12 protein-coding genes are annotated in these 15344 nt (G+C 49.2%); 6 read left to right on the top strand and 6 right to left on the bottom strand.

Annotated elements, in window-relative coordinates:
- Nucleotides 1-32: 32 nt before the first annotated feature.
- Both CF651_RS25810 and CF651_RS25805 read left to right on the top strand, forming a co-directional pair.
- On the top strand, nucleotides 33-782 hold the full coding sequence (locus tag CF651_RS25810) for a YqcI/YcgG family protein (RefSeq protein ID WP_094017753.1): 750 nt from the start codon (nucleotides 33-35) through the stop codon (nucleotides 780-782).
- Nucleotides 783-867: 85 nt separating this feature from the next.
- Entirely contained in the window at nucleotides 868-1497 is a 630-nt protein-coding gene (locus CF651_RS25805) for a LysE family transporter (RefSeq protein ID WP_094017752.1), read from the top strand.
- 200 nt (nucleotides 1498-1697) lie between these two features.
- Here the strand turns inward: CF651_RS25805 and CF651_RS25800 are convergent, their stop codons facing one another.
- Together CF651_RS25800 and CF651_RS25795 are read right to left on the bottom strand one after the other, a co-directional pair.
- Nucleotides 1698-2384, bottom strand: a complete 687-nt coding sequence (locus CF651_RS25800) for a DNA alkylation repair protein (protein WP_094017751.1) — start codon at nucleotides 2382-2384, stop codon at nucleotides 1698-1700.
- Nucleotides 2385-2403: 19 nt separating this feature from the next.
- Nucleotides 2404-3021, bottom strand: coding sequence for a DNA-3-methyladenine glycosylase family protein (locus tag CF651_RS25795; RefSeq protein WP_094017750.1), 618 nt, complete (start codon nucleotides 3019-3021; stop codon nucleotides 2404-2406).
- 259 nt (nucleotides 3022-3280) lie between these two features.
- Between CF651_RS25795 and CF651_RS25790 the strand changes: the two genes are divergently transcribed.
- Genes CF651_RS25790 through CF651_RS25780 form a run of 3 tightly spaced genes read left to right on the top strand, consistent with a single transcriptional unit; the run spans nucleotide 3281 to nucleotide 5203 of the window.
- Entirely contained in the window at nucleotides 3281-3865 is a 585-nt protein-coding gene (locus CF651_RS25790) for a bifunctional transcriptional activator/DNA repair enzyme AdaA (RefSeq protein WP_425436330.1), read from the top strand.
- Nucleotides 3858-4388: a methylated-DNA--[protein]-cysteine S-methyltransferase gene (locus tag CF651_RS25785; RefSeq protein ID WP_144029110.1), complete on the top strand. Its 531-nt coding sequence runs from the start codon at nucleotides 3858-3860 to the stop codon at nucleotides 4386-4388. Before CF651_RS25790 ends, CF651_RS25785 begins: the two co-directional genes overlap by 8 nt.
- Nucleotides 4385-5203, top strand: coding sequence for an SPL family radical SAM protein (locus CF651_RS25780; protein WP_094017747.1), 819 nt, complete (start codon nucleotides 4385-4387; stop codon nucleotides 5201-5203). Before CF651_RS25785 ends, CF651_RS25780 begins: the two co-directional genes overlap by 4 nt.
- An 80-nt stretch (nucleotides 5204-5283) precedes the next feature.
- On the opposite strand, the gene CF651_RS25775 is transcribed toward CF651_RS25780, so the two are convergent.
- The 3 genes from CF651_RS25775 to CF651_RS25765 all read right to left on the bottom strand — a co-directional run bounded on the left by CF651_RS25775 (nucleotide 5284) and on the right by CF651_RS25765 (nucleotide 7886).
- Nucleotides 5284-5559, bottom strand: coding sequence for a DUF2277 domain-containing protein (locus CF651_RS25775; protein WP_094017746.1), 276 nt, complete (start codon nucleotides 5557-5559; stop codon nucleotides 5284-5286).
- Between the two features lie 45 nt (nucleotides 5560-5604).
- Nucleotides 5605-7008, bottom strand: a complete 1404-nt coding sequence (locus CF651_RS25770) for an MFS transporter (protein WP_094017745.1) — start codon at nucleotides 7006-7008, stop codon at nucleotides 5605-5607.
- A 68-nt stretch (nucleotides 7009-7076) separates the two neighbouring features.
- Nucleotides 7077-7886 (bottom strand): helix-turn-helix domain-containing protein, encoded by an 810-nt coding sequence (locus CF651_RS25765; RefSeq protein ID WP_094017744.1) that lies wholly within the window; start codon nucleotides 7884-7886, stop codon nucleotides 7077-7079.
- A gap of 227 nt (nucleotides 7887-8113) precedes the next feature.
- Here CF651_RS25765 and CF651_RS25760 point away from each other — a divergent pair, with 227 nt between their 5' ends.
- The gene (locus tag CF651_RS25760; RefSeq protein ID WP_094017743.1) at nucleotides 8114-9670 is read left to right on the top strand and encodes an ABC-F family ATP-binding cassette domain-containing protein; all 1557 of its coding nucleotides are present in this window, start codon (nucleotides 8114-8116) and stop codon (nucleotides 9668-9670) included.
- A gap of 142 nt (nucleotides 9671-9812) precedes the next feature.
- Here CF651_RS25760 and CF651_RS25755 read toward each other — a convergent pair whose 3' ends face one another.
- A complete protein-coding gene (locus CF651_RS25755; RefSeq protein WP_094017742.1) occupies nucleotides 9813-15341 on the bottom strand; it encodes an SdrD B-like domain-containing protein in 5529 nt (1842 codons plus the stop codon).
- Between the last annotated feature and the right edge of the window lie 3 nt (nucleotides 15342-15344).

Below are 15344 nucleotides of genomic sequence, written 5' to 3'. Positions count from 1 at the left end.
TACTGTATGAAAAAGGAGGAGGAGTGAGAAACATGCTGTTCGATAAATTGGATTTGGAAGATCGCGCCCCTTTGAAGGAGGATTGGGGGTATGATGCCTTCCGGCAGTTTGCAGCAAAATTATCCGATACAACACATAAGTTTCCATGTATTCCCGCCACCGTCGGATTTAAATTAAATCATTTTCGCTACGCATTTTTGAGCGACCCACGGACAGAGAATGCATCGGTCGAGCTGGCTCAAATACTTAAACAATTTGGGGATCAGTGCAAGCATTTCGGGAAATATACATCTTTGATCACCTTTTTCCAAACCCCGGAGGATTTAATCCAAGCCTATACCGTTGATCAATACCGCAACTTGTTCTGGAGCCTTCTCAATACAGTCAACGAGCTGGATCCTGAAGAATGGCCGTCGCACATTCCGATGGACCCCCACCATCATGTATGGGAATTTTGCTACGGCGGCGAGCAATATTTTATGTATTGTGCTACGCCAGCCCATCAATTACGTCAGAGTCGCCATTTTCCTTACTTTATTTTTGCCATCACGCCTCGCTGGGTGCTTGTCGAATTCAATTCGGCTCCTGAGGCTGCAGCGCAAGTGAAAAGCAAGATCAGAGAGAGAATAACCGCATACGACAACATCGGGATTCATCCGGACTTGAATTTATATGGAAGTGAACACAATTTCGAATGGAAGCAATATTTCCTAAGCGATGATACCAGCTCTTCGGCAGCTTCCCGCTGTCCCTTCCATCACCTTCACCTCAAAAAAAGTTAGGTTCCATGTCTTACAATCCCCCCTTCATGAATACACTGGTACAAGTCTGTGTCTATTCCACACGGGATGTAGGGGGCTTGAACCGATGAACTTATTTCTAAGTTATATTTTATTAGGATTATCCTTGGCCGCACCCATTGGTCCTATCAATGCCGCACAGATGGATCGGGGCATTCGGGGCGGCTTTTGGAATTCCTGGCTGCTCGGGCTCGGATCGCTGATGGCTGATCTGATTTTTATCGTGATCGTCTATTTCGGTACCATTCATTTTCTTGAGCTTTCCTTTATGAAAGCCTTCCTATGGTTGTTCGGCAGTTTTGTCCTGATCTATACGGGCTGGGATGGGCTGAAAGGAGCTAAGCAAATCACAACGGATATGTACAAGCAAAAGGAATCCTTAGCAAAATCGTTCGGGACAGGCTTCCTTCTCTCCCTATTGAACCCGCTTACGATTATGTTCTGGCTGGGCATTTACGGCTCCGTGCTTGCGGAGACGGCCAAAACGTTCGGGATGAAGGAGCTGCTGACCTATACACTTGCTATCCTTATCGGCATTGTGAGCTGGGATTTTTTCATGGCGGTCATGTCCAGCAGCTTCCAGCGATTTCTCAAGAGCCGTGTACTTACCTTAATCTCCGTCATATCTGGGATTTCTTTGATTGGCTTCGGATTATTTTTCGGCTGGCAAGCCATTGCTGAATTGTTGGCTCTGTAACCAACCATAGTCGAATCTATGGGGGCAAAAGAAAACGAACCATCCGTTGAGCTTCGTTGGATCGTTCGTTATTTGAGTGCATTCCACTTCGAATCATGTACCCATATCCCCGTACTTGAATCATCGAATTGATGCGTGTGGAGTTAAAATTTGCCCGTTATGCAATGAAACAATAAGATTTTCACAGTTTTCTCTGAACTCTATCCTTTTCGTTTTAAGCTTCGTATCCACGTTTTTGTACGCTGATCAACGCGGTTCGACTCCGTTATTTTTTGCAATGCTTTATTGTAGGTAACATCGTCCAAGACGTTATGGGTCAGGTATGCTCTGGTTGGTGAAGGCAGCTTTACAAAACAGATCGAGATTGCCCAAGCCACGGCCATTTTCACATAGTATCCCTCGTGCTTGATTTGGTTGAATCTTTCGAATACAGCATCAATGTACTCCTCTTCTATGTAATAGTTCAGCAGCATAACGACACCGAATCGAATAGCGTATTCATCTGTTGCATTCAAATAAGGCTGGATAAAGCTCCAAACTTTCTGCTTATCCGTTTTGGTAAATTTCAAACCTGAACAGAAGCTGTCACATACCGACCAATTATTTATTTTGGGGACAAAAGCGGCTATGTATTGAAGAAGCTCATCCGCATCCGCCTTGGCATAGCCAATGACCATCCCCTGGAGCATCACCTCCTCGAAATAATCAGCCTCAGCCTCCTCTAAGTAAGTACGCCAATCCCCTCTTGCGATTTGTTTGGCCATCCTGCGCAGCTCCGGTAATCTCACCCCGATGATATTATCAATTTTCGGAATTAAGGCGGCGGCAAATTGTCGATAGGCTCCCTCCGCGCGCTCTTGCAGCTGCTCTCGAATTGTTCTCTCCACCGAATGTCTCCTTGTCGATTTATTCAAATGAGATTTCCCATAAGTATATGGAAGCAACCGAACCAAACGGCGTGTACTGGCGCCGATAATGATCGAACTGTTGTTTGGTTATTGAACTATGCCCATACAGCTTCATCATGCCGCGGCGAATGGCAATATCTCCCCAGCTGACGATATCGGGGCGCTCCATACTATGAATTAACAGCATTTCCGCTGTCCACTTTCCAATGCCATTAAGGGAGGTCAGTTTGTTGATGACATCCGTATCGGATAAATCAGACAAAGCATCCAATGAAAAAGTCCCTTCAGAGATGAGTTGGGAAAGCTCATGAATGCATACCGCCTTTTTTCGTGTGATACCGCATTGCTGAATATGTTCTACCGATTGGGCCGCAATATGACGAGGTGTGATTTCTCCCAGCCGATCCTGCATTCGGTTCCAAATGGTATGGGCCGCCTTCGCAGAAATAAGCTGCCCGACAATAGCATGGACGAGTGCTGCGAACAAATCGGGAATAATGACGCGCTCTATTTTCCCCATTCGCTGTATTGCTGCTCCCAGAACTTCATCCACACGGCTTAAATGATTTATTTCTTCTTCACCATATTGAAAATATTTCGTTTGAACGGTTTGCAAGCGCATCCTCCTCCTGTTCTATCATTTGCCGTGCTATACTTCACATATAATCATAACGGTTTACCTCCACGATCGTAAGGGCAGTCGAACATAAGAGCAAGATATTGAAATGATTTCATTATCTTGCTCTTATACTCTAAAATGAGTACATCTGTTCACATTAGAGGGTATACTGGACATGGAGGTGAGCGATATGACCGATTTAAACCATGGGAATAGCGAGACGGTGCCTCATACAAGTACATCCGCCGCAAAACCAATGCATGCAAAAGCCGTAATGGAAGAACAATGGCGAGCCATCTTGAACAATGACGCTGCCTATGACGGTCAGTTTTTTTACGCAGTCAAAACAACGCGGATTTTTTGCCGTCCGTCCTGCAAATCCAAACCCCCAAAAAAAGAGCATGTTCATATATTTCATACGGCTGAACAGGCTTTGTCTGCCGGATTTCGCACGTGCAAAAGATGCAAGCCGTCTGGCACACGCATGCCGGATGAGGAGTGGATCCAGCTTATAACACAATTTATCGACAATCATTATATGGAGCCGTTAACCTTGGGAAAGCTGGCGGAAATAAGTCATGGCAGCCCCTACCATCTTCATCGGATATTTAAACGCGTCCAGTCGGTAACTCCGATAGAATATATACAGCAGCGGCGTATCGAGAAAGCGAAAGAGCTATTGATTCAAACTGACAAATTCGTCACAGAGGTAGGCCAGATGATAGGCCTTCATAACACGCCGTATTTTATTACGATATTCAAAAAAAATACCGGACACACCCCGGCAGAATATCGACAACGGAACCGATCCAACGATGAGGAGGCTTTATCGGATGAATAACGCAGAAATTCAACGGATTTATTGGACGCGATTAACCCATGAGCAATGGTCAATGCACATTTCCGCTTCTTCGCAAGGACTTTGCTATGTCGGAACTCCGAATCAGCCCATCGATGAGATGCAGCAATGGATACAGGCACGTTATCCCAACAGCACATTAACGGAAAATGACGAGCAGCTTCGCCCCTATGTACATGAACTTATCGAATATTTGCAAGGCAGCCGGAGTCAATTCACGGTTCCTTTCGACTATCGAGGTACCCCGTTTCAGGTGAACGTGTGGCATGCCCTGTGCAGCATCCCGTATGGCCAAACGAAGTCTTATACGGACATTGCCATGCAAATTCAAAAACCGGCAGCTGTTCGCGCTGTGGGAACGGCGATCGGGGCCAATCCTATTCTGATTACCATTCCATGTCATCGTGTCATTGGTAAAAATGGCGCCCTTACCGGCTACCGCGGCGGAATGGATATGAAAAGGAAATTGCTGCAGCTTGAACAGGAGGCATCACTAACAAAGTGAAGACTACTTACACCCCCAAGCAAGCAAAGTCCATACTGAACAAAGGCAACGGCTACCTGAGAGGCTACAGCCATTCACTTAATCCTTACGCAGGATGTTCATTTGCTTGTTCCTATTGCTATGTGCGTCAAATGCCCGTGTCCGTTTTTCGCAATGAGGCGTGGGGTTCATGGGTCGATATGAAATACAATGCTGCGGAGCTATTAAGGAAAGAGCTAAGGAGAGCCAAATCCAAGGGGCCGGCTACCCTTTTTATGTCATCAAGTACTGATCCCTACCAGCCGATTGAGTATAAGGCACAAATCACCCGTTCACTGCTTGAAGTGATGGTTGAGGAGCCGCCTGATTTCTTGTTCGTGCAAACTCGAAGTCCGCTTGTCAGCAGGGACATAGACCTCTTCGTACGACTAGGCGACCGGGTTCGTGTCAGTATGACAATGGAAACTGACCTCGAGAAGATCAGAAAGCACTTTTCTCCTGCAGCTCCTCCCATCCAAGCCCGACTCCATACATTAAAAAAGCTGCGACATGAAGGGATACCGACTCAGGCTACCATAGCTCCTGTGCTGCCCAGCAGTGACATGTTTGCCCACATCCTGAGGCCATTAGTGAACCGCGTATGTGTAGACGATTATTTCATGGGTGACGGCAGCGGCGGCAAGCGTACACGCAGACTTGGCTTAGAAAGCTTGTATAAAGCGTTAGGGCTGGAAGCATGGTATGATCCTGCGGCCTATCAAATCGTTCTTGAACGATTTAAAGCCGTATTTCCTGAAGATCAGATTTATGTAAGCCAAAGCGGCTTTGAGCCGTAATGGGTCTGCATGGCGTTCAAATAAAACAGGACCTCTTCCAACGACCGGATAGAGGTCCTTTAGCTAGATTCCAATGAAACCTATTCCATGGTTCCGAATCTTTTGGCATTTCTCGCCCGGGCACGTTCCAACTCCACTTCCCTGTTTCGAGGATCCGCTTGCGTGACCAAAGAACTTAATAGTTCACTGGCCACCACGGCGATTTCCTTTACTGCACGGTCAAATGCTTCTTCGTTAGCTTTCGAAGGCTGTGTAAAACCCGATAGTTTCCTCACGAATTGGAGTGAAGCTGCATAGATTTCCATATCCGTGGCAGGCGGGTCAAAATTAAACAATGTTTTGATATTACGACACATAGCTCCATGCTCTCCTTAATATGATGATCATTTTAAATTATCTAGTCAGCTCATTTCATTCACCGGCTGTACAGTGCTTTTGCCGAATGTGAAGAAATACATCAGCGCGCTTGAGAAAACAATGAAGCTTAACAGCAATATCAGATTCCCATACAGGTAGGCATTGGCCGTTGTGAGCAAAGGATGCATCGGAAAATTGAGTATCTCTTTCTCCATCACTTTAGCAACGAAGGCTGTTACCACGGCACCTGATATGGTCGAAATCATATTGAAGAGCCCCATACCCACACCAATCTGATGTTTCGGCAAAATTTGTGTTACACTCTCCGACAGTGCCGTCTGCACGAAGGAAAAGCCAATATACATCAAGACTAGCGCCGCTCCGATGTACCACACCCAAAGACCGACAGACGAGGATTGAAGCAAGAGGCTGAGCGCTATTAAGGATAGACCAAAATAGACCACGAAATGGCTGCCCCGCTTGACAGTCAAATTGCCCGCCACTTTTCCGAACAACACAGCGCTGATCGCGCCGGGAAACATGATGAGGCCTATACTTTCCGTACTTAATCCATATGTCTTGTGCAGCATAAGAGGAATGACGAACATGACCGACATGACGGTTCCGAAGATGAGAAAGCCTAGAATAAGTGCGCACCGATATAATGCAATGGTAAAAAGTGCCGGTTCAACAAAAGGCTCCTTCACTCTTCTGATCTGAACGATAAAAAGTACCAAGGCAATTAGAGCGACAATCAAATACAATCCATTGCCTTCTGTCGTAAATAAAATAACCATGGACACAGCCAATCCAAGCAATATGGCACCGAGAAAATCCAGTTTCCCCGGTTTACGCTGTTCCTGGGGAAGAAGCTTCCTGAAGTAAGGAACGGCAACGAACACAGGGAGCGGAATGAGAAACAAGAAGGCCCAATGGAACGAGCCTGCGATATAACCGCCAAGCACAGGCCCAATTCCTACCGCAAAGGATGCGGTTGAGGTGATGATGCCGAACATTTTGCCCCGCTGCTCCGCTGTAAAAAATCGGGCAACCATGACAAAAACCAACGCAGGAATGGCCGAACCGCCTGCTCCTTGAATCGCCCGGGCTATAATGACGCCAGCATACCAGTTTTGCAGTACGAAGCCTAGAACCGAGCCACAGGTGTACAACGTAATTCCGATGGTGATCAGCTTCTTGATACTGTACATATCAGAAAGCTTCCCAAAAATGACCATTCCCATGCCGAAGACGATAAAAAAGATAGTAACCACCCAGCTTACGCCGGCTGCATCCAGCCCGAACTGTTGAGCGATGCTTGGAGTCGATACATTAAAAACCGATTCATTCAAAACAGCGAAAAAAATAACATAATAAATCCATAAAACACTTTTCTTCAGATCCGCATGGTCAACAGCAGGCTTAGTTTGACTCTCCGTATGTATCATTTCAATTCTCTCTTCCTCTCCTTAACAATATATTTCTCATTCTAACCCGTCTTCACAGAAAGGATTTCTTACCGATTGCTATTACGGCTGCTATGCCGCGCAGCTTTGGCAATATAGTTATTCATTAATACTGGCAAGGAAACCAATATCGGAGGATCGTCCGGACTCGGCGGATAAAGTATGACTTGCTGGTAAGGAACCTGAGAGTGGGGAGTAACGACGATGGGCGTCCTTGAACGGGTACGCAAGGTTGTTTGCGGCAGCAAAATATCCATTGCCTGCATCTCCCAGGAAACCGAAGTCGCCATCAAATAGTAAGTACCCGGCTTCACGTTACTAAAGCGAAAGCTGCCTTCAGAAGAAGCCAGCGTACCGTACAGGGGAAGCCCCTCGGGAATTGGCTTGGCAAAAAGACCGATAAGTACTACTCCCTTGAAAGGGACATCGGAATGTATCGAACCCTCAACACAGAGCTGTCGGCTCCGGTTGGAAAAGGAAGTCTGTTGCAGGTTCATTTCCTGCAGCATTTGCAGTGGGTTGTTCGCCTGAAGCTTTGAGTTGCGAAACTCCGACGGTGTTACCCCTACCTTTTCCGTAAACCGGGTCGTGAATGTCCCTAGGCTTTGTTGGCCGACCTCCAATCCGATATCACGTACACTCAGATTCGTTCGAAGCAGCAAATCCTTTGCCTTATGAAGCCGCATCGCAGATACGTAATACAACGGGGATAGTCCCATTCTTTCCTTAAATATTCTTGAAAAGTGATACGGACTATAGGCTGCATAAGAAGCCAATCGCGAGAGCGGAAGCGGATCATAAATATTCTCATGTATGAATGAGATCACCTCATCGATTTCCGAATAGCGTGTCGTGTTCATTACAGCACCTTCTTCCCTAGGGGCTAATATTTCGAACCTCGTAACATCACAGAACATTCGTTCGTAAACATATTACCATATTCTACATATTAAGGAAAGCCAATTGATGGTAATTCAGCCGCTTTACCGAATAAAAATACTATAACCGCAGCATACCGCATTGAGTTGATCCCCCCTTCTGGCTTATAATGTATGAGACTAAAAAGATAAAAGAAAAGGTGTCACTCATGAGCATATTAAATGTAGAACGTTTAAGTCACGGATTTGGAGATCGCGCAATCTTCAACGATGTATCCTTCCGCCTGCTCAAAGGCGAGCACATCGGACTTATCGGCGCTAACGGTGAGGGTAAATCAACCTTCATGAACATCATTACCGGGAAGCTGCAGCCCGATGAAGGCAAGGTGGAATGGTCCAAACGAATGCGTGTCGGCTATCTGGATCAGCATGCCGTGCTTAACAAGGGCATGACCATCCGGGATGTCCTGAAAGGGGCATTTCAATATTTGTTCGATATGGAACAAGAGATGAACGATATGTACGCCAAAATGGGCGACGTTACGCCCGAGGAGCTTGAACAGCTGCTTGAGGATGTCGGTACCATTCAGGATACATTAACCAATCAGGATTTTTACATGATAGATGCCAAGATCGAGGAAACGGCCCGTGGTTTGGGACTTACCGATATCGGACTGGACAAGGACGTCAACGATCTTAGCGGCGGTCAGCGGACGAAAGTACTGCTTGCCAAGCTGCTGCTGGAAAAGCCGGATATTCTGCTTCTTGACGAGCCGACCAACTATCTCGACGAGCAGCATATTGATTGGTTGAAGCGATACCTGCAAGAATATGAGAATGCATTCATTCTAATTTCACATGATATCCCTTTCCTCAACAGTGTAATTAATTTGATCTATCATATGGAAAATCAGGAATTGAACCGCTATGTCGGGGATTACGACCATTTCCAGCAAGTCTACGAAATGAAAAAACAGCAGCTGGAATCGGCTTATAAACGCCAGCAGCAGGAGATCGCGGACTTGAAGGACTTCGTGGCCCGCAACAAAGCCAGTGTCGCTACCCGCAACATGGCCATGTCCAGACAAAAGAAGCTCGACAAGATGGACGTCATTGAGCTGGCGAAGGAAAAGCCGAAGCCACAGTTTCAATTCAAGGAGGCGAGAACATCCGGCAAGCTTATTTTTGAAGCGAAGGATCTGGTTATCGGTTACGACTCCCCTCTTTCCAGGCCCCTTAACCTCCGGATGGAACGTGGTCAAAAGATTGCGCTTGTCGGTGCCAACGGGATCGGTAAAACAACGCTGCTTCGCAGCATTCTGGGTGAAATTAAAGCATTGGAAGGATCGGTACAGCTCGGTGACCTTCTGCAAATCGGTTATTTCGAGCAAGAGATGAAAGAAACGAATTACAATACTTGTATCGATGAGATTTGGAACGAGTTCCGTTCGTTCTCCCAGTTTGAAGTGCGGGCTGCTCTTGCAAAATGCGGGCTGACAACCAAGCATATTGAAAGCAAGATCGCTGTTCTTAGCGGCGGCGAGAAAGCGAAGGTTCGCTTGTGTAAGCTGATCAACCGGGAAACGAATCTGCTGGTGCTCGATGAGCCGACCAACCATTTGGACGTCGATGCCAAGGATGAACTGAAGCGGGCGCTCCAAGCGTACAAAGGCAGCATCCTGATGATTTCCCACGAACCCGAATTTTATCGCGATATCGTAACCGACACATGGAATTGCGAGTCGTGGACAACGAAAGTATTTTAGAATGCACAAACACACACCAGGCTTACCCTATTGCGGGTAGGCTTTTTTTCATTTTTCATACTGTAAAAAAAGAGAGCATCCCCCGCCAAAAAAGGCGAGAAATGCTCTTCTCCCGTGGAAACAGGTGCCAAATCTAAACTAGTTAGCTTCGCTGCCGTTTCCCTTTTGCTGCCAATAGGATGGCAGCCGCGCACAACGCGATGCCGATAAATGAGATTAGCGGTAAGGATTCACCCGTTAACGGCAGGCTGCCTTTCGAATGCATCTCTTCAGCCCGATCCGGGCTTCCGGCTGGGGCTTCCTCTCCTCCGCCGCCCTGCCCGTTGTCAGAACCGGATGACGGTACTTGGGAAGGGACATTGCCCGGTGCCTCTTCTTTATCCGGATCCTTGGCCTGCTGCTCCCCTCCAGGCTGCTGTGCAGGATCAGGATTACCGGGTTTATTCGTTCCCGGCTGATTCTCCTGCCCCGGCTGTCCCCCTCCTCCCGTTGGAGGAGAACCGGGACTGCTGCCGCCACCGGAGCCTCCAGGCTCGCCCGAACCGCCGGAACCGCCTGACCCGGAGCCGGAGTCATGCTTTCTAATCCGCAGCCCTGCATCGACACCCAGATTGATTTCTCCGGCAGCAAGCTGAATGACATCGGTTCTCCCCTCCGCAGAAGCATTGGAATCCTTTTGCTTGTCAGGTCCGGTACCGGAAAGCGTGAACAGGTACCCGGAAGGAAGATCGAACTTCACAATGTACTTACCGGCTTGCAAATTGTCGAAGGAATAATACCCGGATTGGCCATACACCGCACCGCTTACCGTCGAAGTGATCGGAATACCATCTGCGCTTAGAATCCTAACAAGCACTCCGTTCAATCCCGGCTCTTCTTCATTCTGCATGCCGTCTGCGTTCGTATCTACCCAAACAAAGTCGCCCAGTCTTGCGTTCGGCTTCTCTGGCCCAGGGCCGCCACCGCCGTCATCCGCTGGAATCAAGCCGGCGTCGATCGTCAGGTTCGTTTCTCCGGCAGCAAGCTCGATGCTCCCGCTCCTTCCGTCGGCCGACGCATCGGAATCTGCTGACCTGTCTGCGCCTTTGTACGGCGTGGTAAATTCATAGCCGCTCGGAAGCTCAAACTGCACGGTATACTTGCCCGGATCGAGTTGGCCGAAGCTGTATATCCCTTCCTTGCCATAGACGGAGCCTGTCACCGTCGATGCCAGCTGGCGCCCATCCTCACTCAGCAGATGTACGAAAAGCCCCTTCACTCCCGGCTCACCATCGTTTTGTACGCCGTCGAGATTCGAGTCAATCCAGACTCTGTCCCCGAGGGTTGCTTTCTCTTGAGGATGCTCGGCCAGCTTCTTCACTCCGGCGTCGATGGATCTATTGTTTTGGCCGGCAGCCAGCAGGATATCCTCCGTCCAACCGGAGGCATCCGCATCCGAATCAGCCGAACGGTTATCTCCTGCTCCTTTAACGGTAAATGCGTAGCCGGAAGGAAGCTCAAACCTCACCTTATACCTTCCTTCCACCAGGCCGCCGAATGCGTAGTACCCGGTGCTGCCATATACAGAGCCTGTCACCGTGCTGCCAAGCAGTTGACCGGTGTCATTGTACAATTGAACAGGTACACCATTAAGCCCTGCTTCCCCGCCGTTTTGGACACCGTCCCCATTCTCGTCAATCCAGACATAATCTCCGAGGCTTCCATGTACAGGGGGATTCGAAGTCCGCTTCAGGCCTGCGTCGACCGTCAAGTTCGTCTGCCCTGCCGCAAGCCTGATGAGGTCGGTGATGCCATCCGCATGTGCGTCAGAATCGTTCGCACTGTCAGAACCTGCACCTTTTTGCGTAAATGTATATCCGTCCGGTGCCTCGAAGCTTACGGTGTAGTCTCCAGGCAGCAGGTTCAGGAATTGATAATAGCCGCTGCTGCTGTAAACAGAGTGATAGACGGAGTTATATACGGATTGATAGACAGAAGACGTAACCGTCGAGCCGCGAAGCAGGCCGCCGCTATCGTACAATTTGACAACAACTCCGTTTAAGCCGGTGTTCCCGTCATTTTGAATTCCGTCGCCATTTTCGTCGATCCAGACATAATCCCCCAAGCTGGCCGGCGTTGGCGGCTGCTGTACCCTTGTTAAACCTGCATCAACGGTTGGATTGGCCTCTCCTTGGCCTAATACCAGAAGTCCGCTTTTCCCGCTTACCGGATCCGCATTGGAATCTGTATCGGACAGCGGATCTGTCCCCTGCGCCGTGAACCGGTAGGAGCTGCCCGGGAGTATAAACTGTACGCTATATTTCCCAGCCCACAGCTTATCGAACAAATAGTAGCCGTCACCGTATACAGTATCTTGTACAGTTGACGTCGTTTGAACTTCCGCTCCACTCTCGTTCAGCAGCCGGACAGTCACTCCGTTAAGCCCGGACTCCCCGGCATCCTGCTTCCCGTCCGCGTTCGCATCGATCCATACACGGTTGCCTAGGCTTGCCTTGGGCTCAATCAATCCGGCATCAATGGTAGCAATAGATTCCTTCCAGTGCAGGAGGACAGGGTTCGTCTTCCCGGCCGCATCCGAATCGGAGTCCGTTTCAGGCTGGCTCCCGTCTCCCTGGTTCGTGAACGCATACCCGGCTGGAAGCTGGAACCGTACCTCATAAACACCTTGAGGCAGTCCGTTGAATGCATAGATTCCCCCGTTAGAGGTTAGCGTAGATGCCAGCAGAAAGCCATGGCTGTCGAACAAGTCAACGGTTACGCCGTCCTTGCCGGCCTCCCCCGGATCTTGGGAGCCGTTCCCGTTCGAGTCCAGCCAAACCTTGTCTCCAATGCTGCCCTTCGGCGGAAGCAGCCCGGCGTCCACAGTGACATTCTTCTCCCCCGCGCGAAGCCGGATATCCTCTGTCCATCCTTCGGCATTCGGATCCGAGTCAGCCGTGTCGTCCGCCCGGTTCGGTGTCACCCATCCTTCATAGCCTTCAGGTAAAATAAATTTGACCTTGTACGTGCCGGCAGCCAGATTAGTAAAAAGATAATATCCCGGGTTCCCATTATAATCATTGCCAGTAATGGTCGATTGGACCTTGGTACCGGAGGCGTTGTACAGCTCCACCGGAATCCCGTTCACTCCGAGCTCAGGCGGTTCATTCTGGATCCCGTCTTCGTTTCTGTCACGCCAAACATAGTTGCCGATTTCGCCGTTATCATCCTCCTGCACAACCATCCCGACTTTAAGCGGCTCGGTGGCCAAGAGTGATTTTCCGTTATCTGCACGCTTGGCGGTGTAACCGAAGGAGTTCCAGGCAGCTTGCCCATCTGCAGGTGCTTGAACGGGGGCGCGCATCACCCATCTCAATTCCTCTTGCGCTCCCGGAGCTATCACATGCTGATCGGAGAAGACGAATTTAAGTCCTGTGACCGTAGTCAAGTCTTGAGGCGGTTCCGAGGACCAATGGCCTCCGCTCATGGAAATGGACGTATCGGAGGTATAGTACACTGTGATGTAATTCTCGGTCGTTAGTTTGCTTGTTAACACGGGACTCCAGCCGCTGTCGCGCGGCGAACTGTCAATGACCCCTTTATCGCCAACCCTGGGGAGGGCGTCGATCAGCAGCAGGCTTTTTACCGGAATATTGCCGACATTGGTGACTTGCAGCTTATATTCCACCTTGCCTCCGGGTGTCGTGATTCCTTTGTTCGGATACTGGGTCCAATTCGTTCCGTCCAAATCCCCCTGCACCCATTTCACAGATTCCAGCTTCACTGCGGAATTCACATATATTGGTGCATTGTTATACAGATACCATTTACCGCCTTTATAAATCTTTTTGACAAAATCGGCGTTGTTCAGGTACGCATCCTGCTCTGAGGTCACTTCCGCCACATTGTCAATGTAACCGGTACTCGTGCCGGCCTTGATCTTCGCTTGGAATTCAAGCTCTACGGTCTTATTTACACCAAGAACTGCCGGATTTGCGTCGTTCCAGCTCCATCGCAGCAAGGTTCGTCCTGTTGCACCATCCGTTAGCTGCTCCAGCTTTGGTGAAGGAAGCTGAAGTCCGCTGTCCTGGAGCAGGATTGCAGTATCCGGAACATATTCCAATGCGGACGGCAGCAGATCCTCGATGATCGGGTTGGTCAAGTCCTTGCTGCTGAATTCGGTGTTGCGTACCGAGATTCGGTACTTCACTGTATCGCCCGGAATGAAATTCGTGCCATTGATCGTCTTTTTGATCACTTCAACCAAGGGACGATTTTGCACCGCGTAAACAGAAGCGCTTCGGCTCTCCTCATAGGGCTTGCCCTCAAAGCTGTACTTCAGAAGCGCCGTATTCGTAATTTTGACGTTCTCGTCGGGTGTCACAGGAACACTTAAATTCGGATCGAGCTTATACCGGATTTCGAAATTCCCCGATTGGCTAAAGTCGACAGGAACGTTCCCGAACACCAATTTGAATCCTTTCACCTCAACACCGGACACGGGCACATCACTGACCTTTAGGGTTTGCCTCTGGTCCGCTCTGACGGTTTTCCATGGAATCCAAGGACCGTAGACGCTATCCGTAACCGAATATTCGACGGCATACGAAGCGATACCGTTGAAGGTCGGCGTAAACATCTGAAGCAGGGTCAAGTGATCCGGTGTCCTATCGATCAGCTCATAATTTCGCAGCTCAATATTGGACTGGCTGTACAGATTACCGATATAAAAATTGACCTCTTGTCCAGGCGACACTTCCTTTTGACCGTCATGCACCCACTTCAGAAACCCGCTTTCCACATGCCCAGGTTGATTCGTGAACCCGTGGCTCGTCTGTGCGTTCAATGTCATTTCAGGCTTGTTTAGCGGCGTAAACGTCGCTGTTGCTGCATTGGTAACCTCTCCTGAGATATCGGAAGGGTATTTGACCTTGACCCAGACATCTTTGGAGCTTACGCTCTCCCCGAATGTCCCCAATCTCCAAGTGATTCGGCTGCCTTCCACCAGATCGGCCGTCGGGCGAGTTGAAATCAACTGGGCTCCTTGAGGCAAATTATCCTGCAAAACAACATTGCGCAGCTCCAGCCTGCCGGATGCGCTCGTTTTGATATCCCGCAGCGTCAGCTTATATTCCACTTCACCTCCCGGCTCAGGCAGAACCTCCTTCACAGGTCGGCTCCTTTCCTTCGTGAGCTGCCATTCGACAGAGGCGCGCGAGGTAACTGTCACGGTATTGGACAGCTTGCTGCCTTGTCCGCTTTGAAACTGCCCCTGCGCCTTAACCGACGTTCCGTCAGGTGTAACGTAATTAGGAAAAAAAGCGTTCACCTGAAGCGTTCCCGTTGTACCGGCTTTAATGGCCTGCTTGAAATGAAAGGTAACGGTGTGGGTCAAAGCATCATAGGAATAGGCTGTGTCACCCGCATCCAACGCAGAATCAAATTTCAGCTCCTTCGGAAGCGGCAAAACAATGTTGGCGTCCGTAAACGGTTGAGTGGTACTGGACACACTGTAATCCAGTTCATAGGTGAATTTATTGCCGGAATCCACAACGGACGCTGTGCTTCTCATCTCGAGCTGGATTCCTTCAGCAGCCAGATCAGCCGCCAAAGCAGACATCGGGACGAATACAGCATTCCAAAGAAGCAGCAGCGACCATATCCATGCTTGCCCCTTTATCAATCGCCTCATTTT

The sequence above is a fragment of the Paenibacillus rigui genome (assembly GCF_002234615.1).
In the GTDB taxonomy this organism is placed as follows: Bacteria; Bacillota; Bacilli; order Paenibacillales; family NBRC-103111; genus Paenibacillus_S; species Paenibacillus_S rigui.
This window is presented reverse-complemented; position numbering and strand designations above follow the sequence as displayed.